Origin of the sequence: Frondihabitans sp. 4ASC-45, assembly GCF_049472575.1 — a bacterium.
Classification (GTDB): Bacteria; Actinomycetota; Actinomycetes; order Actinomycetales; family Microbacteriaceae; genus Frondihabitans.
Genome location: NZ_JBCEBN010000001.1, coordinates 470,315 through 492,910 on the forward strand (window position 1 = coordinate 470,315; position 22,596 = coordinate 492,910).

The window sequence follows — 22,596 nt, forward strand, 5'->3', positions numbered from 1 at the left end:
ACTCTCGACCCGCTAGGAGACACCCATGAGCGACATCGACATCGACCAGCAGATCCTCGACAACATCGAGACGTCCCGTAACGAGATCCCGCACCCCTCGCAGCCCAAGGGCACGAACATGTACGGATCGACCAAGATCTTCCCCGACTACAAGGCCGAGAAGAGCGAGTACTACTTCCAGCTCGTCCACGGCATCGCGCACGAGTCGTCGGTGTCGTTCGTCGCCACGCTCCAGGCCATCCGTGCCCTTCGCAAGGGCTTCACGAGCGTGCTGTACTTCTACGGCCCCGGCTCGATGAACTGCATCGCCAACCGCGGATTCCCGACGACGGGCGCCGACGGATTCCCCGGCGAGACCAACATCAACAACGCGCTCGAGACCTTCATCAAAGAGGGCGGCACGGTCTTCTGCTGCCGCTTCGGCCTCGCCCTGCACGGCAACCGCGAGGAAGACCTCATCGAGGGCGTCATCCCCTGCCACCCGCTCGACGTGCAGGACGCCGTCATCCACTACGCCCGCAAGGGCGCGATCATCAACAGCACCTACATGGTCTGAGCGGGCGACCCCGTGACCATCACCAACAACGCGTCGCAGCTGTCGACGCGGGTCGACATCGCGATCCGGGGTATTCGGGTCGCGGCCCCGGTGCACCGCGAGGGCGGCGCCGGCCCCTCCGACGACGGCCACGTGCTCTTCCAGGGAATGCAGTCGGCGATCCCCGTCAACCAGGAGAGCCCGTACCTCGTCGACGACGGCAAACTGCTGCTCGACGGCGAAGACACGGGCATCGAGGTGTCGCCGGTGGCACGGCCGAAGTTCTACGACCTGGCCACGGCCGACGGCGTCTCGTACGAGCAGATCGCTCGGCTGCACGGCGCGAAGGTGCTGGCGACCACCGTCGTGCAGACCTGCATCCGATACGACCCGGCCGAGCGCTGCCGCTTCTGCTCGATCGAGGAGTCGCTGAAATCGGGCTCGACGGTCGCCGTCAAGACCCCGGCGATGATCGCCGAGGTCGCCGAGGCCGCCTGGCGTCTCGACGGCGTCGAGCAGATGGTGATGACGACCGGCACCTCCAACGGTCGCGACCGCGGAGCCACCCACCTGGCCCGGTGCGTGCGCGCCATCAAGAAGGCCGTGCCCGACCTGATGATCCAGGTGCAGTGCGAGCCGCCCGCCGACCTGCAGACGATCACCGACCTCTACGAGGCGGGCGCGCGATCCATCGGCATCCACGTCGAGTCGATGGACGACGACGTACGCCGGCGCTGGATGCCCGGCAAATCGCGTGTCTCGCTCGACGAGTACCGCGCCGCCTGGCGTGAGGCCGTGCGAGTGTTCGGTCGCAACCAGGTCTCGACCTATCTGCTCGTCGGCATGGGCGAGGATCCCGACGAGATGGTCGCCGGAGCCCAGGAGCTCATCGACATGGGCGTCTACCCCTTCGTCGTGCCGTTCCGTCCACTCCGCGGAACGCTCGCAACCGACGTCGACAAGGTGCCCGCTCCGCACCGCTCCGTGCTCCACGACATCACGTCGCGGGTGTCGGAAGCGCTGATCAGAGCAGGGATGCGCGGCTCCGACCAGAAGGCGGGATGCGCCGCCTGCGGCGCCTGCTCCGCCCTGCAGACCGCGGGAGGGTGACGTGAGCCTGATCGACGTGCCGGCGCTGATGGGGCCGAGTGGAGTGCTCGGCGCGACGGAGTCGGATCCTGCGCTCTCCCCCCTGGTGGTGCGGGCCGAAGGATCCGACGTGGCCGCGTACCGCAGACTCCGTCACGACGCGTTCGTGGCCGAGCAGGCAATCTTCTCCGGCACCGATCGCGACGACCTCGACGACGATCCGCGAACGATCGTGCTCGTGGCATGGGTGGGCGCGGAGGTCATCGGCGGTGTCCGGATCGCTCCCGCCACCGCGATCGACATCGGCTGGTGGACGGGAAGCCGACTGGTCGTGGCACCCGGCGCCCGGGGAGCCGCCGGCATCGGGTCGGCGCTCGTGCGCGCGGCGTGCGCTCTGGCCGAACAGCTCGGCGTGATCCGATTCGACGCGACCGTGCAAGAGCGGAGTTCGATCCTGTTTCGGCGGATCGGATGGGAGACGACCGGAACCGCCGTGATCGGCGGGGTCGAGCACCGGCGCATGCGCTGGCCGATCGGGCGGTATCAGCGGCTCGTCGACGCGACGAAGTCGCACCTGGCGGCGCTGCTCGAGCCCGGGTCGCTGTCGGCGGCCGGGTCGCTGTCCGCCGGGTCGCTGTCCGCCGGGTCGCTGTCGGCGCTCGGGTCGCTGTCGTCGCTCGGAGGCGCGGGCTGGGTGGGCGACGACGGGGCGCCCGTGCCCGGCACCGATGTGATCGCGGCGTGCGACGCGATCCTGCCGTCGATGGTCGAGCGCGATCCCGAGTGGGCCGGCTGGTGCGGTGTGCTCGTCAACGTCAACGATCTGAGTGCGATGGGTGCCGCTCCCGTCGGGCTGCTCGACGCGGTCGCCGGTCGTGACGCCGCGTTCGTGCGTCGCGTGTTGGCCGGACTCCGTCGCGGTGCCGAGGCCTGGGGCGTTCCGCTGCTCGGCGGACACACGCAGGTCGGTGCGCCCGCATCCCTCTCGATCACAGCGCTGGGGCGCACCTCGACGCCGGTGCCGGGCGGCGGCGGCCGTCTCGGCGACGCACTGAGCCTCACGGTCGACGTCGGCGGCTCGTGGCGGCCCGGCTACTCGGGGTCGCAGTGGAACTCCACCGAGGCACGACGCTCGGGCGAACTGCGTGACCTCGCGGGCACGGTCGCCCGGGCCCAGCCCGCCGCGGCGAAAGACGTCAGCATGGCCGGAATCGTCGGCACCGTCGGCATGCTCGCCGAAGCCAGCGGGTACGGAGCGGTGATCGAGGTGGGGGCTGTGCCCGTGCCTGGTTCTGGTGCCGCTGGTGGTTCTGGCGCTGCTGGCTCGGTCTCGAGGGGCTCGGTCTCGATGGGCTCGGTCTCGATGGGCGACTGGCTCGGCTGCTTCCCCGGCTTCGGCATGGTCACGGCTGACCGGGCCGGGCGCTCACGCATGTCGTCTCCCTACGCCGTCACCGCCGAGATGGGCGAACTGACCACGTCGCCCGGCGTGCGGCTGCGATGGCCCGACGGCGAGACGACGCTTGCCGTGAGCGGTGGCGTGACTGGGTTGGGGCCGGCCTAGCCGATGCAAATTTGAAGGAGATTCTGCCGCGCGACCCCGTCGGATCCTGATGTTTCCGTTGGCGCCGGCGCGTTTCTCCTTCGAATTCGGGAGCACGCCCGGGGCTGACGCCCCAGCAGCTGCTCGAGCAGGATCCGCGACGCCCCGCTCAGAGCCGACGTCACCAGCCGCACCTCGCCTCTGCCGTCGCCGAGATCGCACTAGGCGTCGGGTACAGGCGACCCCAACTGCGATCTCGGCGCACCGCTCGCCTCGCACGACTCCGGCGACGCGGCCAAAGCCGCGAGACACACGTCTTTCGAGACAGGCAGGAAAGGCGGGAGACCACAACCCGAATTGTGGCCCCCGCCGGCCCGCAACCCGAATGCGGACCCTCACCCCTGATGTGGTGATGACACCAGCCAACCCCACGGCGACCGGAATGGGCCCGACATTGTGTCGGAGTCGAGAAAAACATGAGTGGAGCCACCGTCGAGGATTCGGGCCCTGACAGTGGCCCCGGCCTGCTCCTTAGGGAAGAAGCAGGTTGTTGTGCGGTGGGGACGCACTCGAGTGACCGTAATCCTCCGAAGAAATCAGCCCTGTCAGTTTCGGTGCCGCTCGTACCCCTGCTCAATCCAGCGCCACGAGACCCGGCGATCACGACGTATAGAAACCGGCCTCGAGGTCGTCGAGCAGAGTGGGGCCGGACGGCTCCCACCCGACGAGCCCTCGCGTGAGCGACGACGACGCCGGCTGATCGCCGCCGAGCAGCGCACCGAACACACCGAGCTGCTCGGGATCGACGGCGATAGCGGGCAGACCGGTCTTCGCCGAGATCACCTCAGCGACCTGACGCATGGCCACGCCCTCCTCGCTCACGGCGTGCAGAACAGAACCGGCCGGGGCTTTCTCGACCGCCAGCAGAAACAGTCGCGCCGCGTCGCTGATGTGCACGGCCGGCCACCGGTTCTGGCCGTCGCCCACGTAGGCAGCGGTTCCCAGCTGCCGGTCGAGCCCGACGAGTGACGCGATGAGGCCGTTGCGATCTGCTTCGCCATGGACGCTTCGCGGGAGACGCACGAGCACCGACCGAATACCCCGATCGGCCAGCGCGATGACAGCGTTCGCGGTCCGCGCTCGGGCCCCGGCCGGCCCGTCAGGATCCAGATGATCGGCCTCGGTCGACACCCTGCCTTCGAGAATCGGTGTGCCGGATGCCGCGACGAACGCCTTGCCGCTCCCGGAGAGCGCATCCCCGATTTTCTGCAGCAACGCCACCTCGTTGTCGATCGTCTCGTCGAAGGCGTCGAAGTCGAGGGTGAAGGCGAGATGCACGGTCGCGTCGGCCTGCGACGCCTCCGACACGATCAGGTCGTGGTCTTGCATGTCGCCGAGCACAGCGCTGGCGCCGAGGTGCCGGATCCTTGTCGCCGATGCGTCCGAACGCGCGAGCCCGACCACCTCGTGCCCGGCGGCGATCAGGTCTTTCGTGAGTGCGGTGCCGATCCATCCGGACGCCCCGGTGATGAAAACGCGCATGATGTGCTCCCTCTCGTTGCGGCGCGGACGAGAGGTTTCTCGTCATCGCCTTTTGATGTGACTTGGTAACATCACCGTACACCTGATGCGACTGAGTAACATCACTAGAATCAGAGCATGGGTCGATGGGAGCCGGACGCGCAGGGGCGCCTCTTGAGCGCTGCCCTCGAGCTCTTCGCCGAGCACGGCTACGAAGCCACGACGACCGCGCAAATCGCGGAACGCGCCGGGCTGACGAAGACGACGCTGTTCCGACTGTTCTCCGACAAGCGCGAGATCGTGTTCCAGGGCCAGAGCGCACTCGTCGAACTGGTGAGACGCGGTGTCAGCGAGGCACCGATGGGCGCGAACCCGTCCGAGTTGATGGCCGGCGCAATCGGGCTCCTGTCGCGCGCGCACACGGAGGATCATCGACGGACGGGCAGGATCCTCGATCCCGTGCTCGCCGAAAGTCCCGAACTGAACGAGCGGGCTGTCTTCAAGCGCTTCGCCATCGCCTCCACCCTCGAGAAGGCCCTGGTCGATCGGGGCGTCGAGAAGCGAGAGGCAGGCATCCTCGCCGACCTCGGGGTTCGGGCGTACTACTCGGGCTATGAGCTCTGGGTCGCGTCCGACAGCCCCTCGCCCCTCGCGGACTACGTCGCCGACGAGCTCTCGCACCTCGAGGAGGCAGCGGCGATTCTGGTTCGCAGCGCCGCAGAACCCGCCACGGCAGTCGGGTCGCCGAGGAGCGCGCCGTGACCGACTCCGTCCCCACAATCTACGACGTCGCCGCCGGTGCCGGTGTGTCGAAATCCGTCGTCTCCCGCGCCCTCTCCGGTGCCCCCGGAGTAGCACCGGCCACCCTGGCCCGGGTCAAGCAGATCGCCGCCGACAACACGGCTGCCGGATAACGCGCCGGGCCGCTCACCCGGGCAGGTCAGCGAAATCGCGCTTGACGCCGTTGTACCAATCCATGGCCTTCTTGGGTCTCATCCACCGGCCCTTCATCGCGTCGCGAGCCTCTTGATGCGCGGTGTCACCGCTCTTGACCGCGTCTCGCAGATGGCGATCCTGAGCCTTGATGATCAGGTCGGCGGTTTCTGCCCGGTGGGCGAGGTCGCAGGGGCCTCCGAGTTCGCGGCACGTCATGCTTTTCACGGTTCCTTCTCTCTGCCGTCGCTAGGCGCAACGGCTCTTGCCCTCCTCGACGGATGCCGGGCCGGAAGTGTGACCGATCGATGTGCCCGATAACGGAAAGTCAGCTGATCGGTGGTGGCGGCCAGGCAGAATCCCGACGCCGCACACTCTCCAGCGTCTGAGGTTCGGCCCGGAAGCGGACCGACTCCACGACACCCTCGACGATCGTGAAGTCGAAGGCGACCAGGGGCTTCCCTCGGTGGAACCAGGCGGCCCCTGGTCGTCCATCGATCAGCGCGGGCAGTGCCGCACGGGCACTCCCGTTGAAGAACTCGGCGACGGCTTCGCGCCCGTCGATGCGGCGCGGCGTACCGGAGGCGATTGCCTCCGCGTCAGCACTCACACTCGCGTCCGGGGCGAGCAGCTCGAGAAGCCGACCCAGGTCACTGCCTCGTGCTGCCGCCATGAACGCATCCACGATGTGCCGATCGCTGACGGGCCCGCCCTTTTCCGCCCCGGCCACTTTGGTCCGAGCCCGAGAGGCCAACTTGCGGGCGGCCGCCGCAGATCGGTCGAGGATCTCGCCGACCGTCTCGAAATCGAAGCCGAACGACTCGTGCAGCACCAGCGCGACCCGCTCGTTCGGGCTGAGCCGATCGACGACCACATGCAACGCCTGCCCGACGGCTTCCCGCCGCTCGATCGATGCCAGCGGGTCGTCTGGGGGCGATGACGACCTGGAGTCGACGCCTGTGCCGAGAGAATCAGGCTCTCGAGCGACGGGGATGCGTTCCCTGAGTCGGTCGATGCAGAGTCGGGTGGTCACCGTGGTCAGCCACGCCGGCAGGTTGTCAATGGTGGCCGTGGTCGCCTGCAGTCGCAGCCACGCTCGCTGGACGACGTCTTCGGCCTCGTGCCGGTCGTCGAGGATGCACGCGGCGATCATCACCAGACGTCCGCGCTCTCGCTCAAACGCCGATGCCTGCTCCATGCGGTCACACTACGACGGCGCTCGGTCGCACGCGAGGGCCAGCCGACCGACCGACCGAGCCGGGGCCGACCCATGAAAAACGAGCCGAAGGATCCTGCCGCCCGAAACAAGGGTGCGCGTCGTAGTCTTGACAGACCTGCTCGAGAGGAACGTCTGTGGGAGAACGACTCGACGCGGCTGCGCGGATCTCCGCCCGGACCGTGCGCGTGGCCTCGAAGACGCCGCTCGGCAAGCAGCTCAGAGAGAACATCGCGTTTGTCCGTCGCGTTGCTCGAGCCGCGGTCACCGAGGCCGTTGCCACTCCCCCGACCGCCACTTCGTCGCGAGACACGACTGCGCATGAAGGGCTCGAGCCGCAGCCCCGCGACGAGTTCGTCGCCGGCGACGACGAGCGATGCACCTGCCGCGAGCCGGCCTGGTGCGGGGCCACGAAGGGTGACGTCGTGCACGACCTGATGAGCCGCGGAATGCGCCTCGACCGCCCGCAGGCCGAAGCGATCTGGCGTGAGGCGCAAGACCGTCGCGTCGCTTGACGCGGTCGGTGAGCCCCTCCCCTCGGTGAGCCCCTTCCTTCCAGGCAGGGCACACTAAACGCATGGAATACGCGGGGGATCGCTGGGTCAGACACCTACGCGACGGAACAACTCCCCGCGCGTGGCGTTCCGTGCTCGGCCTGTCGATCCTCATCCTCGCCAGCGCAGCGATCCTGTTCGCCGAGTTCACCCATCTGTCCTTTGTCGTCGCGGACTTCGCTGGCCATGGCAGGGGCAGAGGCTCATCGGTCCTCCTCCCAGTTCTCCTCCTGGGCGTCGGTCTGTATTTCGCCATCTCCTCAAGGGACCGCAGCAAGTCCGATCGACGTGCCCTCGCTCTGATCCGGGCGTCGTCCACCCCCGCCTTCTACCTGCCGGTTACCGACTCAGACTCGGGCGACGACCACGTCGTGATGTGGACGGTCGACCGGGACGGCCTGCATGCCTGGACGCCGAGCTCGAAGACTCCGGTGAGGAGCGTGCCGTGGTCGACTCTTGAGACGATCACCCTCGCCGAGCAGTGGGTTTCACGGGCGGGAGCGAACCAGGCGTATGCTCTTGCGCTCGATCTCGCGGGCAACGACAGCATCGTCCTTCGATGTCGATCGACGATCGGCCGCTCGTACCCGGCGAGCGTCACCAAGCTCGACATCCTTATGCGCGTTCTGCGGTCGCTGAGACGCGAGCTCGACCGTGCCGACAAATGACAACGAGACCACGCCTCGGGGCGTCCCCCACCCCACGAGCGAAAGGCGGCACCGCATGACGAACCCCGGCAGAGCGATGCGGTCGGATGTCACGGACGTCGAGTTGGTCGGCGGCCCAGAGCCGCTCACGGTCGAGCTCCAGAGCTACGACGACCACTGGGCCGACGCGTACAGCGAGCATCGGAGTCGGATCCTCGTCGCCCTTACCGGTACCGACGTCGACGTCGAACACATCGGGTCGACCTCCGTGCCGGGCCTCGCCGCAAAGCCGATCGTCGACATCGTCGTCGCGGTCGCCGACATCACCGCCGAGGAGGACTACCTCGACGTGCTCCTCGCCGCCGGTTACGAGCTGCGGACTCGCGAGCCGGGTCATCGGCTGGTGCGGACTCCCGAGCGAGACGTGCACGTGCACATCCTCGAGCGCGGAAACGCCGCGATCGACGATTACCTGCTGCTGCGCGACCACCTGCGTCGCGACACCGCCGACCGCGAGCTGTACGGACGCGTCAAGCACGATCTGATGGGCCGAAGCTGGTCTGACACGAACGACTACGCCGACGCTAAGGGCGACGTGATCGCGGCGATCAAGGGTCGGGCTCGGGCTGCGCGCGATGCTGGCAATTGACGGTTTACTTCCTCTATGAAACTCACCGACGACCTGACCCGCGGCGACTGGACGCGGGAGCGCTTCGGGCCCGGGTGGTCGGTGGCGGGCACCGTGGGGTCGGGCTTTGAGGCGTACGCCCGGATCCTTCACCCGGTTCCTGCCAGCCGTGTTGACCTCGACGTGCCGCGCCAGCTGCCGTATGGCATGCCGACCATTGTCGAAGAGACGGTCTGGCCCTGGGCCGAGCTCGCCCGGCGCAATGGGCGGAGCATGCACCCCCTCGTGCAATCCACGCGGCTGAACGACGATGAATCGCGCATGCATTTCGACGACGGCTGGTATTGCGGGCAGACCCGGTCCGGCTTTCTCGAACCCGAGTACCTCGCCGATATCGTGACTCGACTTACACCCGAGACGACGACTCCTGGCGATCTCACGGTAGGCGTCTGGGAGGGATGGGGAGAGCTGCAGGGCACCGGCGTCGTCTACACCGCCTCGGGAGACGACGGGTCTGCGCAGGCTGCCTACGACGAGGCCTTCCGGGCAAGCGTCGCTCCGGAGGTTCGTGAGGCCCTGGCGAGAACCCGATACCGGCCGCCGCGACTGTTCCGTCGTCGCCCGGTCGTGCCACCGCTTCTGCTCGAGCTGCCGGATCGCCGGTACTTGATGTTCGCGACCGACGCCGCCGAACTCAGCAACCCCGACTGGCCCTTGACGGCCGGGATCGGTTGGGACGACGAGTCCGAGGGCGTGATGCCGCAGCTCGTATGGCCAGCAGACTCCGCCTGGTGCATCGCCTCCGAGATCGACTTCGACTTCACCCTCGTCGGCGGAACACGGGCGGCGATCGCTGCCGTTCTCGACTCGCCGCTTCTCGAGACCTACGAGGTGCAGCCGGACGACGACGTGTCGAGGGATGGCGACGTCGTCAACGAGTTCCGCGAGCCGGCTCCGCAGCTGCGCCATCCGTTTGCGTGACTTCCGCTGTCGGATCCTCGCCGTCTCACCCTGCCTCACTAGCAAGAACGTTCTGGGGCATCCCCGCTACAGCTTCACGAAAACGACCATCAGGGCAGCGAAGGCGAACGCGACGAGAACGAAGCCCCAGACGAACCAGGGCCTGACGGGCGCAGTTCGCCATGAGTCGGCCCGCCCGACGACCTCGCGTCGATTGCCTCGAATGGCACCGATCACGAGCAGTCCGACCCCGACGGCAAAGATCGGGATGACGACCGCAACAATGAGAATGTCTCGAAGCATGGTGTGACCTTAGGCGATCAAAGAGCTCATCGCTGGTCGTCCTCAACCCAGGCGGCTCAGTGAGCACCTTCGCCGCGAGCTGCGCGGCGTCGCCAACGTCACCTTCACGCAGCGGTGACCGTCGCCACCACCCGCGCCGCCGGGTGAGTGTCCACGATCTGCTGATCGCAGGCGCCTGGCACTAGCCGATCGTGGACAGTCACCCGGCCGATCGCGGCGGAGAGACGGCTGCGCGGCTGGCCTCCAGCAGCACCGTGAGCTCATCGCGCACTCGTTCGAGCGTGGCGGGGTCGACCCCCAAAAGCTCGAGGATCCGGCCCGGCACCGCGAGCGCCCGCTCCCGCAGGGCCACCCCGGCCTCGGTCAGCGCGATGTCAAGCGACCGCTCGTCGGCAGAGTTGCGCGTTCGGGTCAGATACCCCTGAGCCTCGAGCCGCTTGAGGAGCGGCGACAGCGTCGCCGGATCGAGCGACAGTTGTTCGCCGAGATCCCGCACGCGGAGCGGACTCGTCTGCCAGAGCGCCAGCATCACGAGGTACTGGGGGTGGGTCAGGCCGAGAGGTTCGAGCACCGGCCGGTAGAGCGCAATGACGCTACGACTCGTGGCAGCGAGTGCGAAGCAGACCTGCCGGTCGAGGGCGAGGGGATCTTCCATGGCCCCACTTTAACGCGTACACTAACTGTTTGTGGGCAAACCAGTACGCAACCGCAAACCAGCGCGACCGAAAGCCGCAACGCCATTCGACAAGGCACCCGGCTTCATCGGGCGCCTCAACCGCTTCATGTACCCGATCGCCGGCCCGGCCTCGCTGGGCGCCGGCCATCCCGAGGAGCCCTACGAGCCTCCGGCCGACCCCCAGTGCCCGGTCTGCCACACGTCACTCTCGACGCACGCGATCGACCGCGATCCGGTGACGAACCGCACGTTCCTGAACTGCCCGCGCTAGCCCGCGCCAGCCCGAGCTAGCGAGCTGTCGCGAGATGGCCTGACCTACGCCCATGCGCGCTAGTCGCCGCAGATTCGGCCATCTCGTGGCCATCGCTCGCCGAGATCGCAGTCGACGTCGGGTCGAGGCGACCGGAAGTGCGATCTCGGCGGAAGCTCGCCGCCCCGTGCACGCACGGGCCCACGCGTCAGACGAGCGTCATCCCCATCACGGTGCGAACGGGCAGCGCTCCCCCGGTGTCGTCGGGCCACTGCACCATGCCGATCTTCTCGGCCACGCGGCGGGATGCGACGTTCAGAGGGTGGATGATCGCGACCAGCACGTCAGACGCCAACTTCCCGGCGAGCGCCTCAGCGCGAGCGGCATCCCGGCAGGCCGCGGCCGCCTCGGTGGCATACCCGCGACCCTGCAACTCCGACCTGACGTGATAGCCGACTTCGAGCATCGGCACCCCGTTGACCTCCTGCCAGGTGAGTCCGCAGTCGCCGACGAACAGGCTGTCGACGGTCTCGAGGATCCACAGCCCGAACCCGTAGTCCGCGTAGTTCCGCTCGTTCCACGCAATCCAGGCCGCAGCCTCGTCGCGGGTCTTCGGCGCCGGGTAAAACTCCATCACGCTCGGATCGCCGAGCAGCCCCGCCATCGCCTCGAGATCGGCCCCACTCATTGGTCGGAACCGAAGTCGCGGAGTCGGTGCGGGCAGCATACCTCCACGGTATCGCGGGGTGTTCTCCGCGCACGAGGTCGCCGAGATCGCAGTTGACGTCGGATGCAGGCGACCACAAGTGCGATCTCGGCGAGGGCACTCGGCCCTGGCGTGCAGCACGCGACAGGGAGCAGAATCACTGCACCGGAACAGCGCTTCGACGACGAAGCAGGAGAGGGAGCCATGCCCGTCATCCAATCCACACACGACACCGACACTCTGACGATGACCGTCATCACGGAGTTCGGCGCGGCACCCGAGCGCGTGTGGGAGGTCTGGGCGGATCCTCGTCAGCTCGAACGCTGGTGGGGTCCGCCCACCTGGCCGGCCACTTTCGTCGAGCACGAGCTGACGACCGGTAGCCGCACGAGCTACTACATGACCGGCCCCGACGGCGATCGTGCCGCTGGCCTCTGGCTCATCACCGCGGTCGATGCCCCGCACCGGGTCGAACTCGACGACAGCTTCGCCGATGCCGACGGCAACCCCGACGAATCGATGCCGGTGTCGCACATGCGGATGACGCTCGACCCCGCGGCGAGCGGCACCCGCATGACGCTCGTCACCGAGTTCGCCAGCCGGGAGCAGCTCGATCAGCTGCTCGAAATGGGCATGGAGGAGGGCATGACGCTCGCGCTGGGGCAGATCGACGGGATCCTCGCCGAGTAAGCCGAGCGCAGGGTCGAGCGCAGGGTCGAGTGCAGATCCCCCTAGCGGACTAAGCCGCAGCGGCGTTCATCAGCCAGGATGGACTCGAGCGACGACTGACCACGATCACCCGGGGGCGATGCATGCCGAGACGACTCAGCGAGCGGTTCACCACGCTCGAGTTCCGGGTCGACGCGATGGCCGCGGTCGTCATCATCGCTTTGAGCCTGGTGCCGTTCGGCCTGCTGCTGAACAGCCCGAGTGTCGCCTCGGTGCTCCTCGCCGCCGTCGCGGTCGCCCTGCGCCGGGTCTCTCCTCGCGTCGCCCTCGTCCTCGTCTGGCTGATGGCCGCCGTCCAGGTCTTCGGCAACGAACGCCCGACCGTGACGACCCTCGCGCTCGTGCTCGTCATCTACGCGTCGGCCAGCGTCGGCACCCGCAACGAGCTGATCGCGGGTCTCGTCTCGAGTGTGATCGGAGGCGGGATCGCATCCGTCTATCTCGCGAACACCGGCACGCGCTTCGCCCTCCTCCTCTACGGCTCCCCCGGTCAGGCCGCGGCGACCCTCCTGGCCCCGATCGGCGTACTCGGATTCGCGTGGCTCGCCGGCCTGACCGTTCGCGCCTTCCGCTCTCGGCAAGACGAGTCGATCCTCCGCGTCCAGGCGCAGACCGAGACCGTGCAGGCCCTCGACCTCGCCGAAGGCGAGCGGCTGCGGGCTGCGATGGCGCGCGATGTGCATGACATCGTCGGACACTCGCTGGCCGTGATCATCGCGCAGGCCGACTCGGTGCAATTTCTCGACGACACCGACCGCATTCGCCAGGTGACCTCGACGATCGCCGACACCGCTCGGCGTTCCCTCGGCGAAGTGCGGGAGGTGTTGAGCGGCACCAGCGCCGGATCCTCGGGTTCTGCCGCCGACGAGCCGCACGATCTCACCGCCATCATCGAGCAGGTCACCGCCGCCGGGGTCGTCGTCGACCACGTGACCCGCGGCACCGCCCGCGCGCTCGAGCCCGGACAGGCCCTGGTGTTGCGCCGCGTCGCCCAGGAGCTTCTGACCAACGCCCTCCGCCACGGCGCACCCGGCATGCCGATCGCGTTCACCGAGCTGTGGCGGCGTGACGACGTCGTCCTCGAGGTGCACAACGCTGTGCTCGCCGAGGCCGATCGACCGACCCCGACGGGCGAGCTGCGACGGGCCGGGACGGGTGTCGCAGGAATGACGGCCCGCCTCGCGGCCATCGGCGGCACGCTCGAGGCGGAAGAGATCGACGGCACTTTCATGGCGCGCGCCCGGATCCCGGCCACGCAGCCCGTCTCACCATCGATGGCCAAGGAGGCCTGAGTGATCCGAATCGTCCTGGTCGACGACCAGCAACTCTTTCGCGGGGGCGTCCGCGTCGCCCTCGACGCGCAGACCGACATGGAGGTCGTGGGCGAGGCGTCGAACGGCCGCGAGGGTCTGCAGGTGATCGGCGAGACGCAACCCGACATCGTGCTGCTCGACATGCGGATGCCCGTGATGGATGGCGTCGAGACGGTCCAGGCGCTCTTCGGGCCGAACGGGCCAGCCACCCCGCCGCGCGTGATCGTGCTGACCACCTTCGCGCTCGACGCCGCCGCCGCGACCGCCATCCGCAATGGCGCCAGCGGATTCCTCCTCAAAGACAGCACGCCTGCTTTCCTGACCGCCGCCATCCGCGCGGTGCACGCCGGCAGTGCCGTGCTCGCACCCGACGAACTCGGCCAGCTGTTCAGCGCCGACGTGAGTGCGGCGCCCACTCCTGCGGCCGTGCCGGCGCCGCTCGAGTTCCAGTCGCTGACCACCCGCGAGCGCGCCATCTTCACGCTTGCGGCCCGGGGGCTGTCGAACTCCGAGATCGCGGCCCACGAATACGTCAGCGAATCGACAGTGAAGAGCCACATCTCGAGCGTGCTCGGCAAACTCAGCCTGCGCGACCGGGTGCAGCTCGTGGTCTACGCGCACGACAACCAGCTGCTGTAGGCCGGCCGGGCCGGGCCGGGCCGGGTCGGGCCGGGTCGGGGTGGGTTCGGGCCGGGTCGGGGTGGGTTCGGGCCGGGTCGGGGTGGGTTCGGGCCGCCGAGATCGCGCTAGTGGTCGCCGCACCCCGACCCCAAGTGCGATCTCGGCGCGACGGGCGGGCTAGCCGCGTCGCCAGAAGAAGGGGAAGCGGCGGCGGTTGCGGGTGGGGGCGGCATGCGCGGCGGGGGTGGGAGCAGCGGCAGGCTCCGGGTCCGCGGCCGGTGCAGGGGAAGAAACTGGCGCAGCAGCAGCAGGGGCAACCGCAGGATCCGCGGCAACCGCCGCCGGCACCGACGCCGCCGCCGCACCCTGTGCCTCTCTCCACCGAGCCTCGGCGGCCCGATAGTCGTCGAGCCCGGCGATCTGCTCCAGGTGGCGCAACGACCGTGCCCGCATCGGTGCCTGCACCGGAATGAGGTTGCCCTCGTCGTTCGGAACATCGGCGAGCAGCCGCTGGATCGCCGCGCTCGGCGTGAGCCCCTCGGCGAAGGCGGCTGCCAGGTCGTGCACCCACGGGTGCGTGGCGATCAGTGTGCGGCCGTCGGCCTCGCGCGCGCCCTCTTCGAACACGTTCGGCACATGCCACGAGGCGCCTGACGCGTCGTCCCACCACAGCCAGCCGAGCACGACCCGGTCGAGCTCCCAGGCGACGTAGAACACCGGCACGCTCTCGTCGACGGTGCGGGCGAACGACGGCCCAGGATCCGGCGCGACCGCGATCGGAGCAACCCCGACAGGCGGCTCATCGCCGCTCTGCCCGGCCGTGGGCTCAGCGCCGCGCTCGGGCTCGGCCCCGAGCAGGTACGGGTGGAACGGGAGGTCGTTCGTGTCGTCGATCACCGGGTCGATTATGCCGGGACCGTCTGACTTCCTGCTCCGGTGGGCGTAGCTCAGACTCCCGTGGTCGACCCGAGGCGCGTTGCCCCGGGCGCGTCGCCCGGAGTCGGCGGGTGTTCTCAGGTGTGGGCGGGTGCTCCAGCACCCGCCGACACCCAAAAACACCCGCCCACTCGGCGCACCGCCTGAAAGCACCCGCCCACTCCGCACAGCAACTGAAAGCACCCGCCCACTCGGCGCAGCGCCGAAAACACCCGCCCACCCCGCGCAACACCGAGCGCGCCCAAAGCACCGCACGGCAGAGTGGACTCATGAGCACGCCCACCCCCACCACCCCTCGCCCTCGCGGCACGCAGCACGTCTTCGTGGTCGAGCGATCCGAGCGCCTGAGCCCGCACCTGATGCGCATCCACCTCGGCGGCGACGCCTTCGAGGCGTTCATCGCCGGCGCCTCCCCCGACAAGATCCGCGCGACCGACAAGTACGTCAAGTTCCTGTTCGCGCAGCCCGGCTCGGGCCTCGAACCTCCCTACGATCTCGAGGCCCTGCGGGAGCGGCTCGATCCGGCCGATCTTCCCGTGCGCCGCACCTACACCGTCCGATCGGTCGACGAGTCGGCGCGTACCATCGCCGTCGACTTCGTGGTGCACGGCGACGAGGGAGTCGCCGGGCCCTGGGCGGCAGCGGCGCAACCGGGTGATCGCGTGGCTCTCTCGGGCCCCGGCGGACTGTATTTTCCCGACGAGGATCCGGCGACCACGCACCTCTTCCTCGCCGACGATTCCGCTCTTCCCGCCGTCGCGGCCGCCCTCGAGGCTCTCGCCGCGACCGTGCCCGACGCCCGCGGAACCGCCCTCATCGAAGTCGACACAGCAGCCGACGAGCTGCCGCTGACCGCGCCGGCGGGGGTGGAGGTCCGGTGGCTGCACCGCGATGGCGACGCGACCCCGGGCGAGCCGCTCGTCGCGGCGACCGCGGAGCTCGCGGCGACCACGGAGCTCGCGGCGACCGCGGAGCTCGCGGCGACCACGCAATTCGCGGCGACCGCGGGCCGAGTGCGAGTGTTTGCGCACGGCGAGAGGTCGGCGATGAAGGCGATCCGTCGGATCCTCGTCGACGACTGGGCGCTCGACCGGAGCGACTTCTCGCTCTCGGCCTACTGGGCCCTGGGCCGCGCCGAAGATCGATTCCAGGCGGAGAAGCGCGAGCCCATCGGCGCCCTGGAGTAGGTCGCCGCCGGGGCGCTTGCAAATTCGAAGGAGAAACCTCGGCACGCGAGCACGAACATCAGGATCCGGCGGGGTCACCCACCACAATCTCCTTCAAATTTGCAGCAGCCCCGCCGACGCAGCCCCGACCCGCTACAGGCCGGTCCGGCGCGGCCCGGGAGCGGGGCGCTTCAGCTGCCTCCCCACGAGCAGCCCGAGCCCGGCGATCAGCGACAGCAGGCCGATGCCGATCGCGACGCCCGTTCCGGCGCTTCCGGTGAAGGCGAGGGCGCTGACCACGCTGGCGGCGACAGGGGTCGCTGCCGCGCGGATGGCTGCCGCGACCACGGTCGGGTAGGTCACCCGGATGATCGCCGCGACCGTGACCGCGTCGGTGTCGGTCACTCGGTAGTGCACCGCTGCCACACCGTGGAAGTTGTGTTCCGGCGTGAAGCTCACGACGCTGCCGCTGACCCGGAACGTTCCCTTGCCGTCGAGGGCCACGGTGTCGGTCGCCTTACCGGTTGCAGGGTCGATCAGGCCGATCGTCGACGGGTCGAACGTCGCACCCGAGGTCGCCTCGTCGTTGGCGAGCAGGTCGATGGTGGCCTTCACATTCGGCTTGCCCTCGACGGCGTCGTTCACCGCGTGCGCACCCGGGCTGACCGTGATGGTCGCCTTGGCCGTCGTCGTGAAGCCGTTCCGGTCGGTTGCCGTGTACGTGAACGAGTCCGTTCCGGTGAATCCGGCCTTCGGCACGTACGAGTACGAGCCGTCGCGGTTCACGGTCACGGTGCCGTGACGCGGCGCCGACTTGAGGGCCGCGGTGAGCCCGGAGCCGCTGTCGTCGGAGAGGAGCCCCTTGCCGGCGGCGACGGTGAGCGTGCGCCCGGCCGTGGTGGCCCCGGAGTCGGGGGTCGCGCGCGGGGTCACCGTGATGATGACGACTGCGGGATCCTGACAGGCGAAGCCATCGGCGTCGATCACCGTGTAGGTGAAGGTCTCGACGCCCGAGAATCCGGCAGCCGGCGTGTAGGTCATGAGACCGGTCGGGCTCACTGTCGTGACGCCGCCGTGGTCGGGCCGCGTCGTGCTCGTCACCGAGAGCTTCGAGCCCCAGTCGTTGCCGAGGAGTCCGCGCTTGCCGCCGATCACGATCTTCGTGCCGGCCGACGTCTTCATCACGTCGTTGGCGACCACGGGAAGCACGCGGATCGTCACCGTACCGGTTCGGATCTGCCCGGAGTCGTCGGTGATCGTGTACGTGAACGAGTCGAGGCCCGAGTAGCCCGGGGCCGGCTTGTACGTGTACGAGCCGTCGCGAGCGACGGTGACTTTTCCGTGCGTCGGGGGCGCGTCGAGGGTGGCGGTGAGGTTCGACCCGACGGTGTCGAGCAAGAGCCCCTTGGCCGCGTCGGTCGAGTAGCCCGTGCCGGCGTTCGTCGTCGATTCGTAGTTCGCGGCGCGGTCGCCGACCACGATCCGCACGAGGGCCGTGGTCGTCTGACCGGAACCGTCGGTCAGCGTGTAGACGAACGAGTCGGTGCCCGAGAAGCCCGCCTTCGGCTGGAAGACGAAGGATCCATCGGACTGCTTCACGAGGGAGCCGCCCTTGGCCGTCGTCGTCCCCGCGGTGACGCCGAGCCCGGTGCCGCGGTCGTTGCCGGTGAGGGCGATGACGGAGATCGGCAATGCGGTGTCGGCGTCGGTCGAGAACCGGTCGTCGACGGCCACCGGGGTGACTGTCACCGTGATCGTGGCGGTCGCGCTGTCGCCGTCCTTGTCGGCGATTGCGTAGGGGAACGAGTCAGTGCCCGAGAAGCCGGTCGCCGGCGTGTAGTCGAAGGTGCCGTCCGCCGAGACCGTGACGGTTCCGTGCGGCGTGGTGATGACCGACCCGGGGAGGCCCTTCGTGCCGACGCCGGTGACCACGATCGACTGGCCGCGGTCATTGCCGAGGATCCCGGGAGCGTCGGAGGAGATGCGCGTGCCCGCCGTCGTCCGGTAGCTGTCATTCGCCGCCAGGGGGTTCACCGTGATCGCGACGGTCGCCGTGGTGGGTGTCTTCGCGGCGTCGGTGAGCGTGTAGGTGAACGAGTCGGGGCCGGAGTAACCGGGTGCCGGGGTGTACGTGAACGAGCCGTCGCCGTTCACCGTGACGGTGCCGTGCGCGGGGGTGGCGGCGAGCGTCGTGGTGAGGCCGGTGCCAGAGTCGTTCACGGTCAGGCCGTCGCCCTTCGCGACGGTGAGCGGGGTCGCCGCAGTCGCGGTGTAGGCGTCGTTCTTCGCGACCGGGGCCACAGTGATCGTGACCGTCGCCGTGGAGGCCTGGTGTTCGGTGTCTTCGACCGTGTAGGTGAACGTCGCTTTACCCGAGAAGCCGTCGGCGGGGGTGTAGGTGAGGGTGCCGTTGCCGTCCGAGGTGAGGGTGCCGGGCGATGCCGTGCTCGTGGCCGCCACGGGCGGGGTGAACGTGAAGCTGCCGAGTCCGGTTCCCCGGTCGTTGGCGAGCAGGTCGGCCGTGGCGATGGCCCGCGGGGTGCCGGCGAGCGCGCTCACGGCGTCGTCTTTCGCCACCGGTGTGACGGTGACGGTGACGGTGCCGGTCGACTTCGTGCCCGAGCCGTCTTTCACCGTGTAGGTGAACGAGTCGGTGCCGGAGAAAGTCGAGCCGGGCGTGTAGGTGTACGAGCCGTCGCGAGACGGGTCGACGGCCAGGGTGCCGTGCTGGGGATCCGTCGTGCCGACGAAGGTGACGCTGCTTCCGGAGGTCTGTGACAGGAGCCCGTCGGCGGCGCCGACCTGGTCGACCGTGCCGGCCGCGACCGTGGTCACAAGGTCGCCCGCCGCGGGGGCGACGACGATGGTGGCCTTGGCCCCGCTCGTCTGTCCCGTCGCGTCGACGATCGTGTAGTCGAAGGTGAACGAACCGGAGAAGTTCGGCATCGGCGTGTAGGTGGCCGTGCCCGCTTGCTTGTCGAAGGTCACGGTGCCCGCGGACGGGTCGGACGCGCCGGTGAGCACGAGGCCGGTGCCCCGGTCGTTGCCGAGGAAGTCGCTCGCGGGGATGACCGTGCTCGAGCCGCTGACGGCCTTCTCGGGCAGGGCGTCGTCGACGGCGACGGGCGTGACGGTGAAGGTGACGGTGGCCGGCGCCGAGACGTTGCCTGCCTTGTCGATCACCGTGTAGGTGAAGGAGTCGGGCCCCGACCAGCCGGCCGACGGTCGGTAGCTGACGGTGCCGTCGGAGTTGAGGCGGGCGATGCCGTGCTCGGGCGTCGACACCGAGGCGATGGCGAGCTCGCCGGGAACGCCGTGATCGTTGGCGAGGAGCGTCGCGCCGGGGAGGATCGAGAGACGTCCGGCGGACGGCGAGAAGGTCGAGGGCGAAAGCGCGTCGTCGATGGCGGCTGGTACGACGGTGATCGTGACGGTTCCCGTCATCGACGTGGTGCCGTCGGTAGCCGTGTAGGTGAACGAGTCCTCGCCCGAGAAGCTCGCAGACGGCGTGTAGACATACGAACCGTCGGGGTTCATCGACAGGTCGCCGTGCGAGGGGCCGTCACCGTCGGCGACACTCGCCGTGAGGTCGGTGCCCTCGGAGTCGGAGAGCACGCCGTGCTCCTTGTCGACCGAGTCGGGAGTGCCCGAGATCGCGGTGGTCGACGTCGCCGACACCGCCGGCGTGATGGTGAACCGGGCCGTGGTGGATGCCGTGTCACCGGAGGAGTCGGAGAGCACGTAGTCGAACGACGCGCCGCCCGAGTAGCCCGAGTCGGGGGTGAAGGTCACGGTGGCGCCGTCGGAGGAGAGCGAGACCGAGCCGTGCACAGCCGCGCGGACCGCGGTGATGGTCAGGCCGGATCCTCGGTCGTTTCCGAGGAGCACGGAGGATTCGGTGGTGAACGACGCCGCGCTGCCCGCAGTGACCGACGGCAGCGTGTCGGGGTTCGCGATCGGAGCGACGATGAGCGACGCGGTCGCCTGGGCGGTCTGCTGGCTCGAGTCGGTCACCGAGTAGGTGAAGGAGGCCGGGCCGGAGGTGCCGCGCGCCGGCACGTAGATGAACTGCGTGCCGTCGCTCGACAGCGTGACGGTGCCCGAGGTCGCAGCGGAGATGCTCGTCACGGTGAGGCCCGTGCCGCGGTCGTTGCCGAGGAGGACCGACACGGGGAAGGTCGTCGTCTGGCCGTAGGTGACGCTGCCGAGGTCGTCGGCGCCGGCCGTCGGAGCGACCGTCAGCGTGACGGTTCCGGTGCCCTTCTGACCGGCCGAGTCGGTGGCCGTGTAGGTGAACGAGTCGGGGCCGGAGTAGCCGGGGTCGGGCGTGTAGGTGTACGAGCCGTCGGTGTTCAACGTGAGCTGACCGTGCTGGGGGCCCGAGGCGAGAGCGGCCGTAAGGGCGTCTCCACCGTCATTAGCCAGGACGCCGTGCTGCGCATCGGCGACGAGCGCCGTGTTCGTGGTCGTGGCGGCCGTGTCGTCGGTGACCGAGGGGCCGACGACGATCGCGACGGTGGCCGCCGAGGTCTGCCCGGAGGTGTCGCGGACCGTGTAGGTGAACGTGTCTTTGCCGGTGAAGCCGTCGGCCGGCGTGTAGGTGAAGTGCCCGGTCGCCTTGTCGAGCGAGACGGTGCCGTGCGACGGGTCGGTCGACGAGACGATGCTGATACCGGTGCCCTTGTCGTTCGCGAGGATCACCGGGTCGCTCGAGGTGCCGTCGACGGTGACGGGGGTGCCGGTCGCCGTCTTGTACGAGTCGGGCTGCGCGCTGGCGTGAACCGACTTCAGGGTGTTGGTGAAGACGCACGAGACATCGACGTCTTTGGCCGCCTTGGCGAGGGTGATGGAGGCGGTGCGGCCGGATCCTTGGCCGTTCGGAAGCGTGTCTCCCGTCGCGACGTCGACGCAGCGGTAGGTGGTGTCGTAATCGACGAAGTCGCCGGTGTTCGGATCGACGGCGGTGCTGCCGGATGCGGTCTCGGTGGCCGTGTACGAGTTGCCCGCGACGATGAGCGAGGATCCGGCGGTCTCGGGCTGCAGACCGGGGCCCGTTCCCGCGGTGGTCGCCGTATTGCCGTACTGGATGTTGTCGCCGTCGATCTTGAGGGCGAACTGGTCGCCCGACTGCCAGCGCTGGTCGACCGAGGCCTGCGCCTGGATCGTGTCAGCGTAGTTGCACGAGGCGAGGTCGGTGGGCTGGTTGCCGTTCGCGATGGCGGTCGACGAGACCTGCTGGCCCGAGCTCGGGTCGATCTTGATGAGGTTCTTCGCACTCGAGACGTAGAGGTAGCCGTTGGTCGAGAAAGCGATGCCGGGGGTGTTCGTGCGGTCGGGAAGAGCTGTGACCTGCGAGGTGTGAATAGCGACGTCGCCGGCGGTGGTCGGCAGAACCGTGTTGGACCGGAGCACCTGGGCGCCCGAGGCGACGAACAGCGTGCCGCTGGTCGAGAAGGCGAAGTCACCGTTGCCCTGCGTGGCCGCGTCGTTGACCACGACATCGGTGAGGTGGCCCACCATGCCGATTGCGGTGTTGTTCGCCGTGTCGAAGGCGTAGACGGCGGGGTTACTCACGGCGCCCTGCGCGTAGTAGTAAATCTGCGTCTGAGGGTTGACCGCACCGCGGAGGGCTCGCTGCGGCACCGTCGCGGGGTAGCTGGTGATGTTCCCCGAGACCGCGTCGTAGCGCGAGACCGACCCGGTCGTCGGTGCCGGGGAGCTGTTCGTGGTGCCGTACGCGGCCGTGCCGTTCGCAGTGATCGCAAGAGCGTTGTTGGCACCCGTGAGAGTCGTGACGTTCGTCGCCGTCGTCGAGCCGACATCGATCGACTGCATGTTGCCGTTGGTGTCGATCGAGTAGATCGTGTTCTGGTCGCACGACAGCGTTGAGGCGGCCTGGGCCGGGCTGAGCCGGCCGCCCTCGGTCATGCCGAGTCCGCCGAGCAGCACGACGGCGGCGATGGCCACGGGCTTCAGGATCCGACGGGAGAGGGGGCGGCGGGCAGCGTGAGTCGACATACGGGTTTCCTTGGGGAGGGGGCTTGGTGCGCGGCCTGGGTTTCCGCTTCGCCGACGCCCCCTCTGATCAGGGGGCGCACCGGTTCTGTGAGAATCCTCTGATGCCCGTCACCCCGCGCCAACTCCCAGATCGGGTGCCCCTCGCGCGGGGGTAGCGTGTTGCATCCTTCATTTCAAACCGCTTGGTTCGGGCTGCGTCGCCGCCGAATTTGAGTCTGGTTCGGGCTGCGTCGCTGCCGAATTTGAAGGAAA

The 22,596-nt window shown here is 68.8% G+C and carries 22 protein-coding genes; 14 read left to right on the forward strand and 8 right to left on the reverse strand.

The window, feature by feature from the left end:
• The first annotated feature begins 25 nt into the window (after positions 1–25).
• The 3 genes from VH571_RS02175 to VH571_RS02185 are packed head-to-tail and all read left to right on the forward strand — an operon-like array spanning position 26 to position 3,188.
• Entirely contained in the window at positions 26–556 is a 531-nt protein-coding gene (locus VH571_RS02175) for an MSMEG_0572/Sll0783 family nitrogen starvation response protein (protein ID WP_055960425.1), read from the forward strand.
• A 12-nt stretch (positions 557–568) separates the two neighbouring features.
• Positions 569–1,645: an MSMEG_0568 family radical SAM protein gene (locus tag VH571_RS02180; RefSeq protein ID WP_200919574.1), complete on the forward strand. Its 1,077-nt coding sequence runs from the start codon at positions 569–571 to the stop codon at positions 1,643–1,645.
• 1 nt (position 1,646) lies between these two features.
• Entirely contained in the window at positions 1,647–3,188 is a 1,542-nt protein-coding gene (locus VH571_RS02185; protein ID WP_423263095.1) for an MSMEG_0567/sll0787 family protein, read from the forward strand.
• Between the two features lie 639 nt (positions 3,189–3,827).
• On the opposite strand, the gene VH571_RS02190 is transcribed toward VH571_RS02185, so the two are convergent.
• Positions 3,828–4,709 carry an SDR family oxidoreductase gene (locus tag VH571_RS02190; protein WP_423263096.1) on the reverse strand — a complete coding sequence of 294 codons (882 nt, stop codon included), beginning with the start codon at positions 4,707–4,709 and terminating at the stop codon, positions 3,828–3,830.
• A gap of 117 nt (positions 4,710–4,826) precedes the next feature.
• Between VH571_RS02190 and VH571_RS02195 the strand changes: the two genes are divergently transcribed.
• Positions 4,827–5,450, forward strand: coding sequence for a TetR/AcrR family transcriptional regulator (locus VH571_RS02195; protein ID WP_423263097.1), 624 nt, complete (start codon positions 4,827–4,829; stop codon positions 5,448–5,450).
• The gene (locus VH571_RS02200) at positions 5,447–5,602 is read left to right on the forward strand and encodes a LacI family DNA-binding transcriptional regulator (protein WP_423263098.1); all 156 of its coding nucleotides are present in this window, start codon (positions 5,447–5,449) and stop codon (positions 5,600–5,602) included. Before VH571_RS02195 ends, VH571_RS02200 begins: the two co-directional genes overlap by 4 nt.
• Before the next feature lie 13 nt (positions 5,603–5,615).
• On the opposite strand, the gene VH571_RS02205 is transcribed toward VH571_RS02200, so the two are convergent.
• On the reverse strand, positions 5,616–5,840 hold the full coding sequence (locus tag VH571_RS02205; protein WP_423263377.1) for a hypothetical protein: 225 nt from the start codon (positions 5,838–5,840) through the stop codon (positions 5,616–5,618).
• Positions 5,841–5,949: 109 nt separating this feature from the next.
• A complete protein-coding gene (locus VH571_RS02210) occupies positions 5,950–6,819 on the reverse strand; it encodes a sigma-70 family RNA polymerase sigma factor (RefSeq protein ID WP_423263099.1) in 870 nt (289 codons plus the stop codon).
• Between the two features lie 155 nt (positions 6,820–6,974).
• Between VH571_RS02210 and VH571_RS02215 the strand changes: the two genes are divergently transcribed.
• The 4 genes from VH571_RS02215 (at position 6,975) to VH571_RS02230 (ending at position 9,647) form a co-directional block, all read left to right on the forward strand.
• Positions 6,975–7,352: a hypothetical protein gene (locus tag VH571_RS02215; RefSeq protein ID WP_055960450.1), complete on the forward strand. Its 378-nt coding sequence runs from the start codon at positions 6,975–6,977 to the stop codon at positions 7,350–7,352.
• Positions 7,353–7,414: 62 nt separating this feature from the next.
• Positions 7,415–8,059, forward strand: coding sequence for a hypothetical protein (locus tag VH571_RS02220; RefSeq protein ID WP_423263100.1), 645 nt, complete (start codon positions 7,415–7,417; stop codon positions 8,057–8,059).
• A 55-nt stretch (positions 8,060–8,114) separates the two neighbouring features.
• Entirely contained in the window at positions 8,115–8,687 is a 573-nt protein-coding gene (locus tag VH571_RS02225) for a GrpB family protein (protein ID WP_423263101.1), read from the forward strand.
• A gap of 15 nt (positions 8,688–8,702) precedes the next feature.
• Complete coding sequence (locus VH571_RS02230) at positions 8,703–9,647, forward strand: hypothetical protein (RefSeq protein WP_423263102.1); 945 nt, start codon at positions 8,703–8,705, stop codon at positions 9,645–9,647.
• A gap of 66 nt (positions 9,648–9,713) precedes the next feature.
• Here the strand turns inward: VH571_RS02230 and VH571_RS02235 are convergent, their stop codons facing one another.
• Both VH571_RS02235 and VH571_RS02240 read right to left on the reverse strand, forming a co-directional pair.
• Positions 9,714–9,929: a hypothetical protein gene (locus VH571_RS02235; RefSeq protein WP_423263103.1), complete on the reverse strand. Its 216-nt coding sequence runs from the start codon at positions 9,927–9,929 to the stop codon at positions 9,714–9,716.
• Positions 9,930–10,128: 199 nt separating this feature from the next.
• Positions 10,129–10,584, reverse strand: coding sequence for a MarR family winged helix-turn-helix transcriptional regulator (locus tag VH571_RS02240; RefSeq protein ID WP_423263104.1), 456 nt, complete (start codon positions 10,582–10,584; stop codon positions 10,129–10,131).
• Between the two features lie 31 nt (positions 10,585–10,615).
• On the opposite strand from VH571_RS02240, the gene VH571_RS02245 reads away from it, so the two are divergent.
• Positions 10,616–10,876, forward strand: coding sequence for a hypothetical protein (locus tag VH571_RS02245; protein WP_423263105.1), 261 nt, complete (start codon positions 10,616–10,618; stop codon positions 10,874–10,876).
• A 187-nt stretch (positions 10,877–11,063) separates the two neighbouring features.
• Here VH571_RS02245 and VH571_RS02250 read toward each other — a convergent pair whose 3' ends face one another.
• Positions 11,064–11,582, reverse strand: a complete 519-nt coding sequence (locus VH571_RS02250; protein ID WP_423263106.1) for a GNAT family N-acetyltransferase — start codon at positions 11,580–11,582, stop codon at positions 11,064–11,066.
• Between the two features lie 183 nt (positions 11,583–11,765).
• Between VH571_RS02250 and VH571_RS02255 the strand changes: the two genes are divergently transcribed.
• The 3 genes from VH571_RS02255 to VH571_RS02265 all read left to right on the forward strand — a co-directional run bounded on the left by VH571_RS02255 (position 11,766) and on the right by VH571_RS02265 (position 14,242).
• Positions 11,766–12,251 carry an SRPBCC family protein gene (locus tag VH571_RS02255; RefSeq protein WP_423263107.1) on the forward strand — a complete coding sequence of 162 codons (486 nt, stop codon included), beginning with the start codon at positions 11,766–11,768 and terminating at the stop codon, positions 12,249–12,251.
• 122 nt (positions 12,252–12,373) lie between these two features.
• Positions 12,374–13,582 (forward strand): sensor histidine kinase, encoded by a 1,209-nt coding sequence (locus VH571_RS02260; protein WP_055960474.1) that lies wholly within the window; start codon positions 12,374–12,376, stop codon positions 13,580–13,582.
• A complete protein-coding gene (locus tag VH571_RS02265; RefSeq protein ID WP_055960476.1) occupies positions 13,583–14,242 on the forward strand; it encodes a response regulator in 660 nt (219 codons plus the stop codon).
• A gap of 159 nt (positions 14,243–14,401) precedes the next feature.
• On the opposite strand, the gene VH571_RS02270 is transcribed toward VH571_RS02265, so the two are convergent.
• Positions 14,402–15,121, reverse strand: coding sequence for a hypothetical protein (locus tag VH571_RS02270; protein ID WP_423263108.1), 720 nt, complete (start codon positions 15,119–15,121; stop codon positions 14,402–14,404).
• A 308-nt stretch (positions 15,122–15,429) separates the two neighbouring features.
• On the opposite strand from VH571_RS02270, the gene VH571_RS02275 reads away from it, so the two are divergent.
• Positions 15,430–16,347 carry a siderophore-interacting protein gene (locus VH571_RS02275; RefSeq protein ID WP_423263109.1) on the forward strand — a complete coding sequence of 306 codons (918 nt, stop codon included), beginning with the start codon at positions 15,430–15,432 and terminating at the stop codon, positions 16,345–16,347.
• A 132-nt stretch (positions 16,348–16,479) separates the two neighbouring features.
• On the opposite strand, the gene VH571_RS02280 is transcribed toward VH571_RS02275, so the two are convergent.
• Positions 16,480–22,344: an Ig-like domain-containing protein gene (locus VH571_RS02280; RefSeq protein ID WP_423263110.1), complete on the reverse strand. Its 5,865-nt coding sequence runs from the start codon at positions 22,342–22,344 to the stop codon at positions 16,480–16,482.
• Positions 22,345–22,596: the final 252 nt, after the last annotated feature.